Annotated in this window: 18 protein-coding genes; 9 read left to right on the top strand and 9 right to left on the bottom strand. The window is 45.4% G+C overall.

Going from position 1 to position 17700, the window contains the following annotated elements; genetic code table 11:
- Window positions 1-95: 95 nt before the first annotated feature.
- Window positions 96-1469, top strand: a complete 1374-nt coding sequence (locus F0316_RS16215; protein ID WP_000524738.1) for a diguanylate cyclase — start codon at window positions 96-98, stop codon at window positions 1467-1469.
- A gap of 278 nt (window positions 1470-1747) precedes the next feature.
- On the opposite strand, the gene F0316_RS16210 is transcribed toward F0316_RS16215, so the two are convergent.
- The gene (locus F0316_RS16210) at window positions 1748-3181 is read right to left on the bottom strand and encodes a DUF3612 domain-containing protein (protein WP_000389855.1); all 1434 of its coding nucleotides are present in this window, start codon (window positions 3179-3181) and stop codon (window positions 1748-1750) included.
- Between the two features lie 232 nt (window positions 3182-3413).
- Here F0316_RS16210 and F0316_RS16205 point away from each other — a divergent pair, with 232 nt between their 5' ends.
- The gene (locus F0316_RS16205; RefSeq protein WP_001056770.1) at window positions 3414-3992 is read left to right on the top strand and encodes an aldolase/citrate lyase/malate synthase family protein; all 579 of its coding nucleotides are present in this window, start codon (window positions 3414-3416) and stop codon (window positions 3990-3992) included.
- A 119-nt stretch (window positions 3993-4111) separates the two neighbouring features.
- Here F0316_RS16205 and vdcA read toward each other — a convergent pair whose 3' ends face one another.
- Window positions 4112-5128, bottom strand: coding sequence for a diguanylate cyclase VdcA (gene vdcA / locus F0316_RS16200; RefSeq protein ID WP_000206011.1), 1017 nt, complete (start codon window positions 5126-5128; stop codon window positions 4112-4114).
- A 171-nt stretch (window positions 5129-5299) separates the two neighbouring features.
- Between vdcA and F0316_RS16195 the strand changes: the two genes are divergently transcribed.
- Window positions 5300-5827 carry a MarR family winged helix-turn-helix transcriptional regulator gene (locus F0316_RS16195; protein WP_000378730.1) on the top strand — a complete coding sequence of 176 codons (528 nt, stop codon included), beginning with the start codon at window positions 5300-5302 and terminating at the stop codon, window positions 5825-5827.
- Between the two features lie 75 nt (window positions 5828-5902).
- Here the strand turns inward: F0316_RS16195 and F0316_RS16190 are convergent, their stop codons facing one another.
- Window positions 5903-6823 (bottom strand): chemotaxis protein, encoded by a 921-nt coding sequence (locus tag F0316_RS16190; protein WP_001151681.1) that lies wholly within the window; start codon window positions 6821-6823, stop codon window positions 5903-5905.
- Between the two features lie 174 nt (window positions 6824-6997).
- On the opposite strand from F0316_RS16190, the gene ppiC reads away from it, so the two are divergent.
- Both ppiC and vpsT read left to right on the top strand, forming a co-directional pair.
- Window positions 6998-7276 (top strand): peptidylprolyl isomerase PpiC, encoded by a 279-nt coding sequence (gene ppiC / locus F0316_RS16185; protein ID WP_000124506.1) that lies wholly within the window; start codon window positions 6998-7000, stop codon window positions 7274-7276.
- 576 nt (window positions 7277-7852) lie between these two features.
- A complete protein-coding gene (gene vpsT, locus F0316_RS16180; RefSeq protein ID WP_000651013.1) occupies window positions 7853-8527 on the top strand; it encodes a LuxR family transcriptional regulator VpsT in 675 nt (224 codons plus the stop codon).
- Between the two features lie 173 nt (window positions 8528-8700).
- Here vpsT and F0316_RS16175 read toward each other — a convergent pair whose 3' ends face one another.
- Complete coding sequence (locus F0316_RS16175) at window positions 8701-9021, bottom strand: heavy metal-binding domain-containing protein (RefSeq protein ID WP_000637491.1); 321 nt, start codon at window positions 9019-9021, stop codon at window positions 8701-8703.
- Between the two features lie 215 nt (window positions 9022-9236).
- Here F0316_RS16175 and F0316_RS16170 point away from each other — a divergent pair, with 215 nt between their 5' ends.
- A complete protein-coding gene (locus F0316_RS16170) occupies window positions 9237-9845 on the top strand; it encodes a 2OG-Fe(II) oxygenase (protein WP_001162322.1) in 609 nt (202 codons plus the stop codon).
- Window positions 9846-9982: 137 nt separating this feature from the next.
- Here the strand turns inward: F0316_RS16170 and F0316_RS16165 are convergent, their stop codons facing one another.
- From F0316_RS16165 to malK, 3 genes are all read right to left on the bottom strand, one after another.
- The gene (locus F0316_RS16165) at window positions 9983-10228 is read right to left on the bottom strand and encodes a Rho-binding antiterminator (RefSeq protein ID WP_000253074.1); all 246 of its coding nucleotides are present in this window, start codon (window positions 10226-10228) and stop codon (window positions 9983-9985) included.
- Window positions 10229-10232: 4 nt separating this feature from the next.
- Entirely contained in the window at window positions 10233-10754 is a 522-nt protein-coding gene (gene speG / locus F0316_RS16160) for a spermidine N1-acetyltransferase (protein ID WP_001088091.1), read from the bottom strand.
- 222 nt (window positions 10755-10976) lie between these two features.
- A complete protein-coding gene (gene malK, locus F0316_RS16155) occupies window positions 10977-12098 on the bottom strand; it encodes a maltose/maltodextrin ABC transporter ATP-binding protein MalK (protein ID WP_000179244.1) in 1122 nt (373 codons plus the stop codon).
- A gap of 672 nt (window positions 12099-12770) precedes the next feature.
- On the opposite strand from malK, the gene malE reads away from it, so the two are divergent.
- From malE to malG, 3 genes are all read left to right on the top strand, one after another.
- The gene (malE, locus tag F0316_RS16150; RefSeq protein WP_000786217.1) at window positions 12771-13952 is read left to right on the top strand and encodes a maltose/maltodextrin ABC transporter substrate-binding protein MalE; all 1182 of its coding nucleotides are present in this window, start codon (window positions 12771-12773) and stop codon (window positions 13950-13952) included.
- Between the two features lie 74 nt (window positions 13953-14026).
- Window positions 14027-15601, top strand: coding sequence for a maltose ABC transporter permease MalF (malF, locus tag F0316_RS16145; RefSeq protein ID WP_001904951.1), 1575 nt, complete (start codon window positions 14027-14029; stop codon window positions 15599-15601).
- Between the two features lie 11 nt (window positions 15602-15612).
- The gene (gene malG / locus F0316_RS16140; protein ID WP_001252027.1) at window positions 15613-16503 is read left to right on the top strand and encodes a maltose ABC transporter permease MalG; all 891 of its coding nucleotides are present in this window, start codon (window positions 15613-15615) and stop codon (window positions 16501-16503) included.
- A gap of 322 nt (window positions 16504-16825) precedes the next feature.
- Here the strand turns inward: malG and F0316_RS16135 are convergent, their stop codons facing one another.
- Both F0316_RS16135 and F0316_RS16130 read right to left on the bottom strand, forming a co-directional pair.
- Window positions 16826-17077: a hypothetical protein gene (locus F0316_RS16135; RefSeq protein WP_001018760.1), complete on the bottom strand. Its 252-nt coding sequence runs from the start codon at window positions 17075-17077 to the stop codon at window positions 16826-16828.
- A gap of 110 nt (window positions 17078-17187) precedes the next feature.
- The gene (locus tag F0316_RS16130) at window positions 17188-17676 is read right to left on the bottom strand and encodes an acyl-CoA thioesterase (RefSeq protein WP_000094384.1); all 489 of its coding nucleotides are present in this window, start codon (window positions 17674-17676) and stop codon (window positions 17188-17190) included.
- Between the last annotated feature and the right edge of the window lie 24 nt (window positions 17677-17700).

Here is a 17700-nt window from a genome sequence, read left to right as displayed (position 1 = left end):
GCAACGCCAAGTTGTTTGGGTATAGTACGCTTGCGAATGGATCTGTGTGGTTCACTCAGTAATCAACAAACAATAATAAAACTGAGGATTGAGGGATGGGGTTAACCTCGCACAAATATAAATATGTCTCAATTTATTTTCTCGCCTTACTCTTTTTGGGCATTGCGGTTATTGAATCCCTTCATATTAGCCATACACGTGATCTACAAGAGGGTTTACGTCAACAAGCTAAAGAAGATCTTTCCATCGTACGTTTTCAATTAGAAGCTGAGATTTTGGGTGATATCTATACCGTAAAAGGTTTAACAACCCTGTTAACCCTAGATCCCGACCTCAATATCTATCAATGGGAGCCGCTTTCAGCGGCGGTGATCAGGAATAGCGATCACTTACGCTCATTAGGTATTGCACCTAATGATGTGGTCGCTTTCAGCTATCCTCTTCCCCAGACTAGTGCGCTACTCGGGTTGGATTATCGCACCGTTCCTCAGCAGTGGCAGTCAATAAAAAAAGCACGTGAAATCAAACAGACGTTTGTCTCTGGACCTGTCGATCTCGTTCAAGGTGGGCGCGCGTTGGTGATTCGGGAACCGATATTCTACGACCCACCGGAGGATATGCGTTATTGGGGAGTACTGAGTGTGGTGATGGATTGGGATTCATTGCTTTCAGCAACCAGTATTTACAGCTTTGGGGAGCATTTTCAGGTTGCGATTCGTGGTTTAGACAGCCGCGGCAGTGAGGGGGAAGTGTTTTTTGGGGAGCCTCGAGTATTTGAGCACGCTTTTGCACAAGAGAATGTGTATTTCCCTTACGGAAGTTGGCGAATTGCGGTCGCTGAAAAGCAAGATTTACTACAGCAGTTATCTTGGTATACCCGAAATGCAGTGCGCTTGTTGGGATACTCGGTGTTATTGGTATTGATGGCAGGCTTTGGCGTTATCATGCGCCTTTATCAAGTCGCGGAGGAGCGTGCGCTACATGACCCTTTAACCCACTTGCCGAATCGGCGCTATTTTATCTATACCATTGAACACTACTTTGAAAATGCTAAGCGCTCTCATAGCGAAGGTAACTTTGCTTTGTTGAACATTGATATTGACCGTTTTAAATCTATCAACGATTCCCATGGACATAGCGCAGGCGATAAAGTGCTGGTGGCTTGTGCGGAAAGAATTAAATCGAGCCTGCGGGTTTCCGATCTGGTGGCGCGGATTGGGGGGGATGAGTTTCTCGTGTTAATTCCACGAATTCATCGTGAACAAGACGTGCTTAAAGTCAGTGACAATATTTTAAAAAGGATTTCTGAAACGCCCATCGTTTATGACGACAAGCTTATCCATGTTCGTGTAAGTATCGGATATGCTTTGTATGACCAGTCGTTTGCCACACCTGATGAAATGTTCAAACTGGCCGATGAACGTATGTATACCGCTAAGCGTAGGCAAAACCCACTCTATCGCTTTTGATCTTTACCAAGCCTACTTTTGCATTTTGCTAATTTTGATTTTGCAATTTGCAACAAGGTTCGCATTTCGTCATTCGTTTATGAGTGTGGTTGTAATGAAACTGTTCGTTTTTTGCCCGATTTTCATGCAAAAGTCGCTAATAAAAAGTTGGCACGTAATCTGCATTTATTAGATTGACCCTTCTAAGCCGAGGGTCACCTAGCCAACTGACGTTGTTAGTGAACACCATTGTTCACACTTATAGACGGCCAATCACACTTCTTGTGGTTGGCCTTTTTTTATTCACCACATTCGCCGTAGCATCTTGGCTTTCGTGGACAAACCGCACCGCGTGAGCAAATTAATCTCGCTTCATTCTCGATACCTCGTTCAACCCAGTTGATGTTGAGAATTTTGGCGATAGTACGCAAATCACGTTTAATCGGCGCTGGAATCGCGGTAGTTCCTCCTTTCTGCACACAACTCATTTTGAGCTCTTGAGCAATGGCGAGAGCGTCCCCACCTTGTGCATTAATCGCAGGATTGAGGTCGATGCCCGCACACAAGACACGGTTGTTGCCGGCAGGATCCACAACATTGAGTGATTCACAACAGTAAATTCGAGGCTCGTCGCCCACAGTTAAAATCGAAATTTGGGCTGAACTGCCTTGCTGTGGTTGTGAAAGACGACGAAAAACGGCCCAATGCTGACAAGGGTCATTCACTTTACGCATATTTCCCCAAGGAAGTGGGATACCATTTCCACGGTATACGGCCTTGAGTTTCCCTTCACCATAGGCATCAAAATAGTGCCAGTGGGGATAGGGCGAAACGACGGTCATCCGCCGCATGGCGACAGAAGGTGAGACTCCCGCTTTCTGATGAACGCTGATTTCATATCCGTTACGATCGAGCAGTTGCCGGAAGGGCACCTTAGGGCACAGCAGTGCCCCAGCAAAAAAGCTGGATTCAAAATCTCGCCAAGCTTGCAAGATATCTTGTGAATTCAGCTCTGAAGAGGGGGAGGTTTCCACCATCTCATCCCACCCTTGAGTGTGGCCGACGGAGAGGACACTTTTTAGGCCATCTTTGTTGTGCAGCACATTATGTCCGATATAAACCGCAAGGTCATATTTCAATCGCGTTGGGTATTCACGCAGGATCTCATTCAGGTAAATGCGTCCAGGCGGTTCAAAAAAAGAGGTAACGAGCTGTTTGGCACTCACCCCAAGTTCGTCTGTTACATCATGCGGCGTACGCTTTACCCAACGCACGTCCAATCCAAGCCCTTTGGCAATGTCCAGCAAATCGGTGACAGATAAATTAAGGCGTTTTAGCCCAACCTCTTCTGCAGCGCGTTCAAGATCCGGGAAATGATTTTGCAGACTTTCTTGATGGGCTCGGATTAAGAGATGAGCAAATTGGCGGCCAGTGATCCCAGTTTGCGAGAGCATCTCGGGAATAGCGATTTGTAAAATATCATTGGAAAACAAAAAACTGGGCTCAAGAGCCATTCCACTAATACCACCTCGATTGCCTTTTTCGGGAGTGATATCAATTTGCTCTGGCTCATCATCTAAAAACCAGATGGGATCTTTTTGAAACACTTCCGCGATAACTTCCAGCATCTCAACGCTCGGTACTCGTTTTCCGCGCTCAATCATAGAGAGATAAGAAACCGATGGTGCGTATTCAGGGCTAACACGAATGCAGCGCGCAGAAAGATCCTCCATGGTTAAGTGGTTCCTTTTCCGAAGGTTTCTGACTTTAGTGCCCAGAAAATGGGACTGTCGAACAAGACTTTTAGACACACTCATTTTGTAAAATTCACATTGTAAAATTTTTGTTGTGAAATTGTAGTAAAAAATCCGCTAGTCTTCCAAGTAAGCGAAGTCACAAATCCGGCGAAAATATCGCCAGTGTCTTTGCAGCAAAATGACATTGAATCTGGACGAGGGAAAGACGATGAACATGCTGACGTTTGATAAAACAGAAATCCAACACCAAAACAAACCCTTTATCGCTGAAGCTGTGTTCGCCGTAGAAACGGTCGCCGCCAATCAACAGCGTGAAAAACAAACCAAAGCCAAACAGTTATTGGATCGCCTGTTTCCGCTTGAAAATGGTACTCACCAAGATGTGACCGCATACGTGATAGATTACAATCACCTGCTCGCTTACTTTCAAGATGGCCGTCATAGTGGCTTGAAATACCCAAAACAGTTTGTGGCGTTTAATGGCAGTAAAGAAAATCCAAGCCATCTTCTGTTTCGTGATGGGCAAGGTAGTCATGTTGAAATGACATTAGGTTGCCAGCGCGGCACGGGTTGCATTGAGTTACGAGAAATTGCAGATATTCAGTTAGAAACGTGCACGGTACTCAATCATTCCAATGACCACGCACAACCAAGCACCACTATTCGCCACTGGGTAAGTTTGATCAAAGGCGATGAACAAGGTCGACCACAAGCTCGTATTGAAGAGAAAGAGTATACGGCTCGAAATGGTGACGAATATTTCCTCGGAGACTGTTTTTCACATTAATCCGCCATCGTATGAAAAAGCCAAGAGTCAGTAATTCTTGGCTTTTTTTGTGGCAATTTGGAGCTGTGTAACTTTTCCCGTGCCGTCGATTTACAACGTGTGGGTACGTATCGCAGAGTTTAGAGCGGCATGACTCGATTGCGGCCCAGATTTTTCGCTTCATACAGCAATCCATCCGCTCGACCGATGAGAGACTCCAAAGAGTCGCCTTCAATCTTTTCTACTACACCAAACGAAGCGGTAATGCTACCGACCGATTGACCGCTACGCCGATCTTTTACGGTGAGCTTTTCTATTGAACGTCGCACCGATTCAGCAAACTGGCGTGCAATACGCAGCGATTTGTGCGGAGCAATCAGGGCAAACTCTTCACCGCCATAACGATAAGCTGTCACGCCGTCACGGCATAGGCTCTGAAGACGTTTGGCGATCGCACGGATAATTTGGTCACCAAACAGGTGGCCATAGTTGTCATTAAGGGCTTTGAAGTGGTCGATGTCGAGCATGATCAGGCTGACTTGCTGACCAGCATGGATCAGCGTGAACATATCGCCATCAAAAGCTCGGCGGTTATAGAGTCCAGATAAACTGTCAAACAGAGCATCTTTCTGAACTTTCGCCAGTTGCTCTTTAAGACGAGAGATTTCTAAAGTTGCCGCGTTCAGTTGATTATTGAGGAAATTGGTTGAGTGTCGAATATCTTTAGAGTCACTCACCAAGCGGCGGACGACAGTCATTACTTCTTCAATCGAGAGATTGTCTTGCTCGACGCGCTCTAAATCCTTAAAGCTTTTATCAATCACATTAGCGAAGGAACTGGTGTCACTGAGCGTATCACTCATTGAACTGCTAATTTCACCAAGAAGTACCTCAACATTCGCACGTAACTGATTAATATTGGTTTCTGCTTTGGTCGCAATGTATTGTTGGTAAAGATGTTCACCAGAAGCGGGTGGGCAAAGCCCAAAATTTTGCAATACAGAGTCCATTTCCGCATTCAATTGCGGAATGGCTTGGTCGACGTAGGTATACCACAAGGCATAGTTCACGGGGGTGGCCGCGACATGATGTTTCATCATTAAAGGTACGACTTTTTTTAAGTTAGCCGTGGATTTTTTGAAATCTTCAGTTGTCATCACTTGTTTCGGATACGCAAGACATTTTCATAACCTTAAGATTAGCGGATTTACTGTAGAAACGCTGCAAATTTGTTCTTGCTAGAGAGGCTGCTCAATGCGAGCCATTTTCCTCATCCTCGTTGAAATGCTAACGTCAAGGAATAAAGGGAACAACACAGGATAAAACGAATGGATTCAGTGCAAAAATCCGTCATGGAATGGGCAAATGAGCTGCCTGAGCTAAATACTCTGCCCATGTCGGTACTTCATCGGCTACAACGGTTGGCAAGACGTATTGAGTTAAAAATGGAGGCCTTCTATCAACAAGCGGGACTGACCGCTGGAGAGTTTGAAGTGTTAATGACCTTGCGTGGTATCGGTTATCCTTATTGTCTCAACCCTTCGGACTTGCAAGTACGGTTATTGCTCAGCTCAGGGGCTATGACTAACCGTTTAACGCGGCTTGAACGCAAAGGACTTGTAGAGAGAAACCTCAGTAGGTATGACAGGCGTAACGTTGAGGTGACACTGACAGAAGCAGGGCGACAACGCATCGAACTCTGGTTACCAGAGTATTGTGATTTACAGTCGAGTTTGCTCGCCAAGTTTTCCGAGGTGGAGCAAGAGGCGTTATCGACACAACTACAAGAGTGGTTGAGTCATCATGAGCAACTATGGTGTATACCTGATTTGCTGAATTCAGATCGGCAGCGCTAGGGCTGCCGAGAATTCATTTTTTATTTGTTACAGCAAATAGTCTTGCGATTGGCTTTGGGTTAAATACTTAACCGATCACGATTTTTGCAAACGCTGCGTCTGAAGCTTTTTGGCTCCACGCAACATGGCTTCGACTAACTCGGTGGCGTTAAATTTCTCCAACGCTTCGTGAGCGCCCACTTGATGGGCACGATCGACACAGATTTCACTGGAGAGCGAAGTGTGCAAAATACAATAAGCATGGTTTAACTGCGGATCGTTTTGCATTTCAAATGCCAGCTCATAACCGTCTAATCCCGGCATTTCAATATCACTCACTAAAATGTCGATGGCGCGGTGATCGCGTGCCATATCACGCATCAAATCCAACGCCTCACTGCCATTTTTACAGATATGATACGGAATGTTGATGCTATCCAGCGCATCAGAGAGCTGTTTACGCGCAATCGAAGAGTCATCGACCAACAAAATATTGAGGGGTTTTAAGCGCTCACGCTCGATATCCGTCAACATAGGGACTTTGGTCGATTCATATTGTGGGTAGATTTTAGAGAGCAGTAACTCCACGTCTAGCAACTGCACAATTTTGTTCTGGAATCGGGTGATCCCTGTGACGAAAACATCATGTCCTGCCGTCTCGGGGGACGATTCGATTTGTCGCCAATCACACTCGATGATTTTCTCTATAGTGCGAACCATGAAAGCCACAACTGTGCGTAAGCAGTCTGTGACGATCAAATAGCACTTATGATACTCGCTCGGTTGGATTGGACGAAAGCCAATCGCTGCGGCCATATCAATCACTGGTACTGTAAGGTTACGAATAGTAACCGTTCCTATCACATGATGATGTGAATAGGGGATTTGGGTCATTGGTTGATAAGTCACAATTTCCCGGACTTTCAGTGTCCCGATAGCGAAAAGTTGCTGCTGGGCACTGAGCGTGAACATCAACATTCCTTGTGATTGGTTCGCTTTACTGACGACTTTAGCCATAATATTTTCTTTAACTGTTCGGACTCTTACTTATACTAAACGAAATTACCGTATCGGCAACGGAATGGCTTGAATTTAGTCGATATTCGACCGATTTGTATTGATCTCAGCCATGCGTTTACATTTATTGTTGATCGAGTACACTACGCGGCTCGACAAAATAGGGGAAACATTATGGCTCGCACTGCAGCAGCTTTGCATATTTTGGTGAAACACAAAGAGCAAGCCGATGATATCTTGGCTCAACTCAAGAAAGGGGCGAAGTTTCACGTACTCGCCAAGAAGTATTCGACTTGTCCATCAGGCAAAAAAGGCGGCGACTTGGGTGAATTTCGTCAAGGCCAAATGGTTCCTGCTTTCGACAAAGCCTGCTTTCAAGGTGAAGTGCTAACCCCACAATTAGTCAAAACCAAATTTGGTTGGCATGTGGTTAAAGTGCTTTATCGCACTTAGCCTTTTTCTGATTCATTGCGCCATCTTTCGTTTACTTGACGCTGTAGTGGTGTTGGCCGCAAATGTGTGCAAACACATATCGAGCTCTTCTATGCGTTGGTGATTCACCTATTTCCGTTTACCAGCAAAGTCAAACCGTTTGAGTTATAGGTTGTATGACGATGCTGATTTTTTCATTGAAATTTCTCAATATCCCGCATAGCAAATATCTAAAATATGAATGCTTTTTGTTAACTCATTGGTTATTTTCATGAGTTATTGTTTTAAGTTTGATACGCTATGAATAAATTGAGTGGTAAGTGTTTCAACTTATTTTATGGCGAATATTAAATGTATAAGAGTCTTTTTGCGTATAAATTGGCTTTTTATTAAGCAACTTGGCTTATATGTGTTAAAAAATATTTTTACAGCTATTGATATTCTTAATATTGAGAAGGTTTCTTAACCTTATGAATTGTACAGATTAAATTTCAGATTCCGCTTGATTAAACGTTTGTCTTATTTTCTGAACATTGACTTCCCTTTTCTTAACGTTAGTTTTAACCATGTTAGCCTTGATGTGTTAGGAGGGGTGAAATGAAAGATGAAAACAAACTAAACGTTAGAATGCTTTCTGATGTTTGCATGCAATCCAGATTGTTGAAAGAGGCGTTAGAATCAAAACTTCCTTTGGCGCTGGAAATTACACCATTTTCTGAGCTCTGGCTTGAAGAGAATAAACCAGAAAGCCGCAGTATTCAGATGCTGGTGATTGATTATTCTAGAATTTCTGATGATGTTTTGACCGATTACAGCTCGTTTAAGCACATCAGTTGTCCTGATGCGAAAGAGGTCATCATAAACTGTCCGCAGGATATTGAGCATAAGCTGCTCTTTAAGTGGAATAATTTGGCTGGAGTATTTTATATTGATGATGATATGGATACCCTGATCAAAGGCATGAGTAAAATTTTGCAAGATGAAATGTGGTTAACGCGTAAACTGGCTCAAGAATACATTCTCCATTATCGTGCCGGTAACTCAGTCGTGACCTCACAAATGTACGCAAAATTAACCAAAAGAGAACAACAGATTATCAAGTTACTTGGTAGTGGTGCTTCTAATATTGAAATTGCAGATAAACTCTTTGTTAGTGAAAATACAGTAAAAACACATCTGCATAATGTCTTTAAGAAAATTAATGCCAAAAATCGCTTGCAGGCACTGATTTGGGCGAAAAATAACATTGGAATTGAAGAAGTCAATTCTTAATTTGTGTTGTAATGTCTCTTCTGTTTCTAATTCAATAGTTTAGGTTTCGCCGGAAATAAGAATAAGGCAGTTCTGCACTGCCTTATTTTAACCCTTCAAATCTCTCTAGATTTATTAAGATGAAATTACCTTCTGAGTACCTGAAACATCAGTCGGTTAGGCATATGGGTTAACTATTCGACGACAACCGCAGTGCCGCTGACCGACACCATGAGCATGCCATTAGCTTTTCCAAACGTTTCATAATCTAAATCAATACCGACTACGGCATTGGCACCCAGTGCCGCAGCGTGTTGTTGTAGTTCTTCCAATGCGATGGCGCGCGCTTTTTCTAGCTCTCGTTCATAAGTACCAGAGCGTCCACCCACAATATCGCGGATCCCAGCAAACAGATCTTTAAAAATGTTAGCACCAAGAATGGCTTCGCCTGCAATCACTCCGCAGTAACGGACGATGCGTTTACCTTCGATATTGGGTGTCGTTGTCACAATCATGGGGTTTCCTCAAGGGATGTTTTTTATGTTCAGATTGGATTACACAATGGCGGCGAAGTTCCCTTATTGTCTCAATCTCTTTGCGTGATAGGCTTGAATCATTTGAGCCACAATCCCTCCATCAGAATTATTGATCTTGGAGATTAATAACTCGAATTGCTGACTGGTGGTAGGCCAGATATAACGCGCTTCTTATTGTTCGTGTAGTGAGAATCATGGCGTTAGATGGATTAATGGATGCAATTGCAGACCGAGGTTGGTATGTGTGGGATGATTTTTTGAACCCACAAGAAGTGCAAGCTCTACGAGAGTGCATTCCTGAACGTTGGAAACGAGCAAAAATTGGTAGAAACGAAGAGACTCAGCGTGCGGCGGATATCCGGAGCGATAAAATCCAATGGCTTGATCTATCAATGGGGCAACCTGTTCAAGACTATTTGGAGCGGATGGAGCAGATCCGGTGTGAAGTGAACCGCCACTTTTTTCTTGGGCTATTTGAATATGAAGCGCACTTTGCAAAATACGAGGCCGGTGATTTCTACCTTAAACATCTCGACTCGTTTCGCGGTAATGAAAACCGCAAATTAACCACGGTATTTTATCTCAATGAAAATTGGACTCCTGCCGATGGCGGCGAATTAAAAATCTACGATTTGCAGAATAACTGGATTGAAACGTTAGCGCCCGTTGCGGGACGTCTGGTGGTATTTCTTTCGGAACGATTCCCTCATGAAGTGCTCGAAGCGCATGCGGACCGCGTCAGTATCGCGGGCTGGTTTCGAACCAATGGCGTGAGCGGTAATAAGCTGGATATCGCAAACTAACGCATTCTCAAAGAGCTCCTTCCCATCTACAACTCCAAGTAGTTTGGGTATAGCATCAAGTGGCGCGTCAGTTGGCTGAAATGTAAAACGCAAGGCCGCTCGTCATTCTAGAGCGGCCTTGTTGTCTTCAGCGTGGTTTATTTGAAATGAATAACAGAGAAATGGGGTTGTTCGCTTAAGGCTTCCATCGAACTCAGTTGATCAGTTTCGAGGAGCCAAGTTTCTTCTTCACCTCTTAGCGCAATGCACTCCTGCTTTTGACTATTACGTTGAGTGTCGGCGGCGACTCCGTAATACACCTCACCACTTTTCATTGTTAATTTGACTGGCAGATGAAACAAACAGGCCAGTTCAATGTAATCGTATTGACTGCAGCTAACCATGTCTTTACTCGCTTCTATTTAAGTACTTACTTTGCAGTATATACATCCTCTTAACATCTTGGTAACGACCGTTGATGAAAAATTCCTCGACTAAGTGGCCTTCCTCTACAAATCCGCACTCTTCGTAGAGATGCACCGCTTTCGGGTTCTCGACGGCAACGTGTAAATAAATCTTATGCAGATTGAGAATAGTGAAGGAGTAATCTAAAGCTCGGTTGATTAAGGTACGCGCAAAGCCTTTGCCTTGGTGCTCTGGAGCGATGATGATTTGAAATTCCGCGCTGCGATGGATGTAGTTAATCTCAATCAGCTCGACGAGGCCAATCAAGTTTTTTTGTGCATCTTCAACCACAAAACGTCGTTCAGCATTATCGTGAATGTGTTTGTTGTAGAGCTCTTCGAGTTCATCAAAGGATTCATAAGGCTCTTCAAACCAGTAGGACATAATGTTGCGGTTGTTATTGAGATTGTGAATAAAGCGTAAGTCGCCGCGTTCTAATGCTCTAAGCGTTAACTGACTGTTCATATTCTTACCTAAAGGATGCTGTGAGTCTCTCGACTCGGTTGGTCTTCTTAGACCATAGAGGAAGAGAGGGCTTATTCACAAGGGGTATAACATCAATTTATTGCAAAATGAGGGGGTTGAACCGATTCGATGAATGTAGAAGCAGAGAACATAAGAAGCATGGATGATGGTTATAAAAAAGCCCTTTCAAGATGAAAGGGCTAAGCAAGCGAAGGCTAGGTATTAAGCCGGAAGGTCAACACCTTTTTCTTGGTGTAGGCGACGGCAGGCACGACCGTCACTGTGGAATAGATGGCAGCGATGCGCTGGAATGCCAATCGTGAGTGTGTCGCCGGTTTCGACATCGAGTGTGTCTGGCTGACGGTAGATCACATCAGAATCGGAACCTTTCAGGTTCATATACACCTGTGTTTCGTTACCCAACTTTTCAACAATCATCACTTTGCCTTCGATTTTGGCATCACCATGTTCGGCTTCAACCAGATGCTCAGGACGAATGCCTAGCGACATGCGTTCTCCACGAGTGACAGTGGTGCCATCGACAGGGATCCAGAAGGTCGTACCGTTAGAAAGCTGGACTTGTACCCGATCTTTTTCTACCCCTTCAATGAAGACGCTCATGAAGTTCATTTTCGGCGAGCCAATAAACCCGGCCACAAAGCGGTTTTGTGGATAATGATACAGCTCGAGTGGTTTGCCGACTTGAGACACGAATCCTGCATCCAACACCACAATTTTGTCCGCCATAGTCATGGCTTCCACTTGGTCATGGGTAACGTAAATCATGGTGCAGCCTAGCTTACGTTGCAGTTTAGTGATTTCAGAGCGCATCTGTACGCGCAAAGCTGCATCTAGGTTCGATAAGGGTTCGTCCAGCAAAAACACATTCGGCTGCGAAACCAGAGTACGACCGATGGCGACACGTTGCCGTTGACCACCAGAGAGCGCCTTGGGTTGGCGATCCAGAAGATGGCTGAGTTGTAGAATTTCTGCCGCATGATCAACGCGCTTTTTGATCTCGCTCTTGTTGGCTTTCGATAGTTTTAAACCAAATGACATGTTGTCATACAGATTGAGGTGCGGATACAGTGCGTAGGATTGGAAAACCATGCCTACACCACGTTTGGAAGGTTCGACATCATTCATTCGCTGTTCGCCGATATACAAGTCGCCAGACGTAATGTCTTCCAAACCCGCAATACAGCGCAGCAGTGTGGATTTGCCACAACCTGAAGGACCGACGAACACCACAAATTCGCCTTCTTGAATCTCTAAGTCGACATTCTTTGAAATCAGCACATCGCCGTACGCTTTACATACATTTTTTAACGTGACACTCGCCATCTAGCTCGTCCTCGATCAAGATTTTTAATCGTTATCGCGGCTCATTATATGAATTATTGTGCACGCAATAACAGTAGGAATTGGATAAGGTGAACCACATCAAGTGGTTTCGTTGGCAGCGCCGCCTTATTGGGTAAGAAAAGAAAGGGTGAACGCTCCGGCTATGAAGCCGTTCACCCGACTGCCGCGAAAAGTAGGTTGTTTCCCCCTACACAAAGCCATGTCTCTCCCGTAACGCTTTCACCACAAACATGACTTTATATCGACAACCTACTTGGCGGTGGAACCAGTTACAACACGTAAACTGGAAAGGCTCTTACCATCCTCTCTGGGATGAGGCTAGTTTCTGTGAAAGAGGTAAATCGTACATCCTCCTCTTCCGCTTTTTTGTAGGGGGAGTAGGTGAGGAGGAGGTGGAGGAGGGGCACTAAGGCGTAGTTAGATCCAGTTCAAATTATTGAGGGTGGATAAGTTGAGTAGGATCACATCAATCCTGTTTTTTGTGATTTGGCTCGCTCACATCAAACGATAGAGATCACGAAAATACGCCATAATATCGAGGGCGTAGGGGTTAGGAGGATGAGTTAAACGCGTTTTTTTCTGATCATAAATGGCGAAATACGGCAAAACCTCTTGGTGAGCCCTACAACACAAAAAGAAAAGGATATGAACATGAAAAATGCCCTAAGCACAGTCGCGCTGAGCACTCTGGTGGCTCTTGGTTCGTTTGGTGCCCATGCTGCTATTGAAGAAGGACAACTCACTATTTGGATCAATGGTGATAAAGGCTATAACGGTTTGGCGGAAGTCGGTAAGAAGTTTGAAGCCGACACCGGAATCAAAGTCACCGTCGCTCATCCTGATGCGCTACAAGATAAATTCCCACAAACCGCAGCAACAGGTGATGGTCCTGACATTGTGTTTTGGGCTCACGACCGTTTTGGCGGTTATGCGGAAGCTGGCCTATTAGTCGAAATCAAACCTTCTGCAAAAATTCAAGAAGGCATCGTAGATTTCGCATGGGATGCAGTGAAATACAACGGCAAAATCATTGGTTATCCAATTGCGGTGGAATCGTTATCACTGATTTATAACAAAGACCTTGTCCCTAACCCACCGAAAAGCTGGGAAGAAGTCGCTGAGCTGGATGCCAAACTGAAGAAAGAAGGCAAATCGGCCATCATGTGGAACCTGAAAGAGCCTTACTTCACTTGGCCTTTGATGGCGGCTGATGGCGGTTACGCATTCAAATACGGTGTTGATGGCTATGATGTGAAAGACGCAGGTATCAACAATAAAGGCGTAAAAGACGCGATGAACTTCGTGAAAGGCCTTGTGGATAAAGGCGTGATCTCTCCAGATATGGATTACTCAGTGTCTGAGTCTGCCTTTAACCAAGGTAATACCGCGATGACCATCAACGGTCCATGGTCTTGGGGCAACATCGAGAAATCAGGCATCAACTACGGTGTGACCACTTTGCCTAAATTTAACGGCCAAGCGTCGAAACCTTTCGTTGGCGTTCTCACCGCAGGTATCAGCACCGCTTCTCCAAATAAAGATCTGGCGGTGGAATTCATCGAAAACTATCTGCTGACTAACGATGGTCTGCGCATGGTAAACAACGATAAACCACTAGGTGCGGTTGCGCTGAACTCTTTCCAACGTGAACTGGATGCGGATGCGCGCATTGCGGCGACCATGGATAACGCCATGAACGGCGAAATTATGCCTAACATTCCACAAATGAACGCGTTTTGGAGCTCTGCGAAAAACGCCATCATCAACATCGTTGATGGTCGTCAAACCGTGGATGCCGCTCTGGCTGATGCTGAAAAGCAGATGACGAAATAATCCATCGTCACACCTTGGAGGGGGTAACTTTCCCCCTCCACATTTCTTGGTAACAACACGCTAGCAGGTTCTTTATGCAGTCAGTTCAAGGTACACAGGCTATGTCCGATCCAACTGCGGTACGTCCAGCCGACAAACGTGCATTTTTAAAATGGGCAGTACTTGGCGCGGTAGGTATCGTGAATGGCTACGCAACCATTCTTATGTATTCTCGTGGGGAGGTGGCGTTTGCATTGCTGACCCTGATCCTTACCACATTAGCGCTGTATATCTTCGGAAGTCGTAAAACGTACGCGCACCGTTACATTTATCCCGGCATTGCAGGGATGATCCTCTTTATTCTGTTTCCACTGGCTTACACCGTTGGTCTTGCTTTTACAAACTACAGCGCGAAAAACCAACTCACTCTTGAACGCGCACAGTCAGTGTTGATGGATCAAACTTTCCAAAGTGGTGAAAGTTATGCCTTCCAACTTTATAAAACCGAGCAAGGCTACCGCTTATTGATTGAGGACGGAGATGAGCGTTTGGCGACCGCGCCTTTTTCGCTCAGTGGTAACGTACCGACCGATCTTAATCTTGAAGTGATTGGCGGCATTGACGGTGAAGTAGAGCCGATTAAAACCATCATCGGGTATCGCACCGAATTGAGTGGTATCGATCTGCATTTCCCTGATGGTGAAGACATTCGAATGAGTGGCCTGCGCAAATTTGCTGCGGTGAAACCACTCTATATCTTGCAGGATGATGGTGAAACACTCACCAACAATCAATCCGGTCAGGTGTTGCGCCCCAATATGGAGATTGGTTTTTATCAACCTATCAATGAGAGCGGCGAATTTGTCGGTGAGCGAGTCTCACCAGGATTTGTGGTGTCGATTGGTACCCATAACTTTGAGCGAGTATGGAAAGACGAAGGCATCAAAGAGCCGTTTATCAATATCTTTATCTGGACGGTCATCTTTTCAGTACTGACGGTGATTTTCACCCTGATGATTGGCCTTGTATTAGCCAGCGTAGTGCAGTGGGAAGCGTTGAAAGGTCGTGCGGTTTATCGTGTACTGCTGATCTTGCCTTATGCCGTTCCTGCCTTTATCTCGATTTTGATTTTCCGTGGCCTGTTCAACCAGAGTTTTGGTGAGATCAACATGGTGCTCAACGGTTTGTTTGGCCTCAGTCCCGCTTGGTTCTCGGATCCGCTGTTGGCGAAAACCATGGTGCTGATCGTCAATACTTGGCTGGGCTTTCCTTACATGATGATTTTATGTATGGGCCTACTGAAAGCGATTCCCGATGATCTGTATGAAGCATCAGCGATCGATGGAGCAAATTTCATTCATAACTTCACCAAAATCACTCTGCCGATGATGATCAAACCGCTGACGCCGTTGCTGATTGCCAGCTTTGCTTTTAACTTCAACAACTTCGTAATGATTCAACTCTTGACGCAAGGTGGGCCAAACCGGATCGGCACTTCTGAGCCTGCGGGTTACACCGACCTCTTGGTGAGTTACACCTACCGCATTGCGTTTGAAGGTACAGGTGGTCAAGACTTTGGTTTGGCGAGTGCGATTGCGACGCTGATCTTCTTGCTGGTGGGCGCGTTAGCGCTGCTCAACCTGCGCTTTACTAAGCTGAGCCAACAATAAGGAGCATTCATATGGCTATGGTACAAGGTAAATCTCTCAAGTATCGCGTGTGGGCAACCCACGCGGCACTGTGGGTGTTCTTAGCGTTGATTATTTTCCCGCTGCTGATGATTGTCGCGATCTCATTTCGTGAAGGTAACTTCGCAACCGGCAGCTTGATCCCGGATCGCCCCTCATTGGAACACTGGAAGCTGGCACTCGGTATTGCGGTACAGAATGCTGATGGTTCAGTCACTCCACCGCCATTCCCGGTGATGACATGGTTGTGGAATTCGGTAAAAGTGGCGGGCATTACATCGGTATTGATTGTGGCGCTTTCTACTACTTCGGCTTACGCCTTTGCACGTATGCGTTTTAAAGGTAAAGAAACCATCTTAAAAGCGATGATGATTTTCCAAATGTTCCCTGCGGTATTGGCCTTGGTCGCATTGTATGCTCTGTTTGATAAGCTTGGGCAGTACATTCCCTTCTTGGGCTTAAACACGCACGGCGGTTTGATTTTCTCTTACCTCGGCGGGATTGCGCTGCACGTTTGGACTATTAAGGGGTACTTTGAAACCATCGATCGCTCACTGGAAGAAGCGGCGGCCTTGGATGGTGCGACACCATGGCAAGCGTTCAGATTAGTGCTACTTCCATTGTCTGTGCCTATACTTGCAGTAGTATTCATTTTGTCATTTATTGGTGTGGTGGGCGAAGTTCCGGTGGCGTCACTGCTGCTTTCTGATGTAAACTCGTACACGCTTGCGGTTGGTATGCAGCAGTATCTTTACCCTCAAAACTATCTGTGGGGTGATTTTGCGGCCGCTGCGGTGCTTTCAGCACTCCCAATCACTATCGTATTTTTACTTGCACAGCGTTGGCTTGTCGGAGGACTTACCGCTGGCGGTGTGAAAGGATAATAACGATAAGGGCGACGTAAAGTCGCCCATTTTGTCTCTTCTTAACATTAATTGGTTTGGCCGCCGACAAGTTAAGAAGCTTCAATTCTGGCGTTACGCATAGCTGGCTGTTAGCTCTATTCCTTACTAGTTCACGACTAACAGTTTTTGTAACCAAAACCTGAGCTTAGCTCGGGTTTTTTTATGCCTGAAGCCGTGACAGATCGTGGTGCGAAAACGGTTGCCAGTATAAGCACAACACATTTTCTCAACAGTGAAACAAGAACAGGATGCGAGTCAGATCGAATATTGATTTGTAACTGGTTTAGAGGGTGCAGAAAAATTAGAACTCACGGCTGGAAGGTGCGCAACTTAAGTATTGCAGCAGTAAATACAAGCTCTCTTCATGCATGGCGACCCGACGGAAAAGGTCTGCAAATGTCTCGTCTCCGCCAAAACAGGTTTGGATGTAATGGTTGATCGCTTCAGGCTGATAACCTTGCACGTACAATGTTCTTACCCATTGATATTCGACCGCTTTGGGGTTAGTTAGGGTCGTCTCGGTGAGGGTGATTTTATCTAGGGTAATCGCCATAACAGAAGCGTGAAATCCATGTGCCAAAGATGGGCATGGATTAAAACAAAGCTTGATGACAATTCGATGACAAGCGCTCCATCCCAGTGGTTGGAGCGCAGAATAGCCCCTTAATTTTTCAAATATTTCACGTGCGCTTCCATCTCTTCACCAATTTCGGTGCGCATGTTCATTAAGCGGATCGCCGAAGCGCGTAATTCCTGATCTTCCTGAGTTTGTGGAATCCATTCGGGCACAGGAGACGGTTTGCCCGCTTCATCCACGGCGACCATAATCACAATGCAATGAGTCGTGAGGTGATTTTTCAGGAACTTAGGATCGCTCGCCTGCACATCAATCGCGATGTGCATGGAGGTTTTTCCGGTATAAATCACCTTGGCATTCACTTCAACCAAGTTACCGACATGAATTGGAGCGACAAAGCGAATGCCACCAGCATAAGCCGTGATGCAATATTTACCACTCCAAGCCGCAGCACAAGCATACGCCGCAAGGTCAATCCATTTCATTACTGCGCCACCATGCACTTTGCCACCAAAATTGACATCTCCCGGCTCGGCCAGAAAACGTAATGTGATCTCTCGTTTGCCACTGCTCATCGGCTTATCCTTCATTTTCGTTTT

The organism is Vibrio cholerae (assembly GCF_008369605.1).
GTDB lineage: Bacteria > Pseudomonadota > Gammaproteobacteria > Enterobacterales > Vibrionaceae > Vibrio > Vibrio cholerae.
Note: the sequence above shows the minus strand (reverse complement) of the source record. Positions and strands in the feature narration are given on the sequence as shown.

Bases quoted from the DNA above. Each gene is read 5' to 3' on its own strand.
- F0316_RS16175 (WP_000637491.1), bottom strand. From the start codon at position 9,021: ATGATTGTGACAACGACACCCAATATCGAAGGTAAACGCATCGTCCGT.
- malK (WP_000179244.1), bottom strand. From the start codon at position 12,098: ATGGCGAGTGTCACGTTAAAAAATGTATGTAAAGCGTACGGCGATGTG.
- F0316_RS16195 (WP_000378730.1), top strand. From the start codon at position 5,300: ATGGATTCAGTGCAAAAATCCGTCATGGAATGGGCAAATGAGCTGCCT.
- F0316_RS16165 (WP_000253074.1), bottom strand. From the start codon at position 10,228: ATGGTTAGCTGCAGTCAATACGATTACATTGAACTGGCCTGTTTGTTT.
- F0316_RS16135 (WP_001018760.1), bottom strand. From the start codon at position 17,077: ATGGCGATTACCCTAGATAAAATCACCCTCACCGAGACGACCCTAACT.
- speG (WP_001088091.1), bottom strand. From the start codon at position 10,754: ATGAACAGTCAGTTAACGCTTAGAGCATTAGAACGCGGCGACTTACGC.
- malG (WP_001252027.1), top strand. From the start codon at position 15,613: ATGGCTATGGTACAAGGTAAATCTCTCAAGTATCGCGTGTGGGCAACC.
- F0316_RS16205 (WP_001056770.1), top strand. From the start codon at position 3,414: ATGAACATGCTGACGTTTGATAAAACAGAAATCCAACACCAAAACAAA.
- vpsT (WP_000651013.1), top strand. From the start codon at position 7,853: ATGAAAGATGAAAACAAACTAAACGTTAGAATGCTTTCTGATGTTTGC.
- F0316_RS16190 (WP_001151681.1), bottom strand. From the start codon at position 6,823: ATGGCTAAAGTCGTCAGTAAAGCGAACCAATCACAAGGAATGTTGATG.
- malE (WP_000786217.1), top strand. From the start codon at position 12,771: ATGAAAAATGCCCTAAGCACAGTCGCGCTGAGCACTCTGGTGGCTCTT.
- F0316_RS16210 (WP_000389855.1), bottom strand. From the start codon at position 3,181: ATGGAGGATCTTTCTGCGCGCTGCATTCGTGTTAGCCCTGAATACGCA.
- vdcA (WP_000206011.1), bottom strand. From the start codon at position 5,128: ATGACAACTGAAGATTTCAAAAAATCCACGGCTAACTTAAAAAAAGTC.
- F0316_RS16170 (WP_001162322.1), top strand. From the start codon at position 9,237: ATGGCGTTAGATGGATTAATGGATGCAATTGCAGACCGAGGTTGGTAT.
- F0316_RS16130 (WP_000094384.1), bottom strand. From the start codon at position 17,676: ATGAGCAGTGGCAAACGAGAGATCACATTACGTTTTCTGGCCGAGCCG.
- F0316_RS16215 (WP_000524738.1), top strand. From the start codon at position 96: ATGGGGTTAACCTCGCACAAATATAAATATGTCTCAATTTATTTTCTC.
- malF (WP_001904951.1), top strand. From the start codon at position 14,027: ATGCAGTCAGTTCAAGGTACACAGGCTATGTCCGATCCAACTGCGGTA.
- ppiC (WP_000124506.1), top strand. From the start codon at position 6,998: ATGGCTCGCACTGCAGCAGCTTTGCATATTTTGGTGAAACACAAAGAG.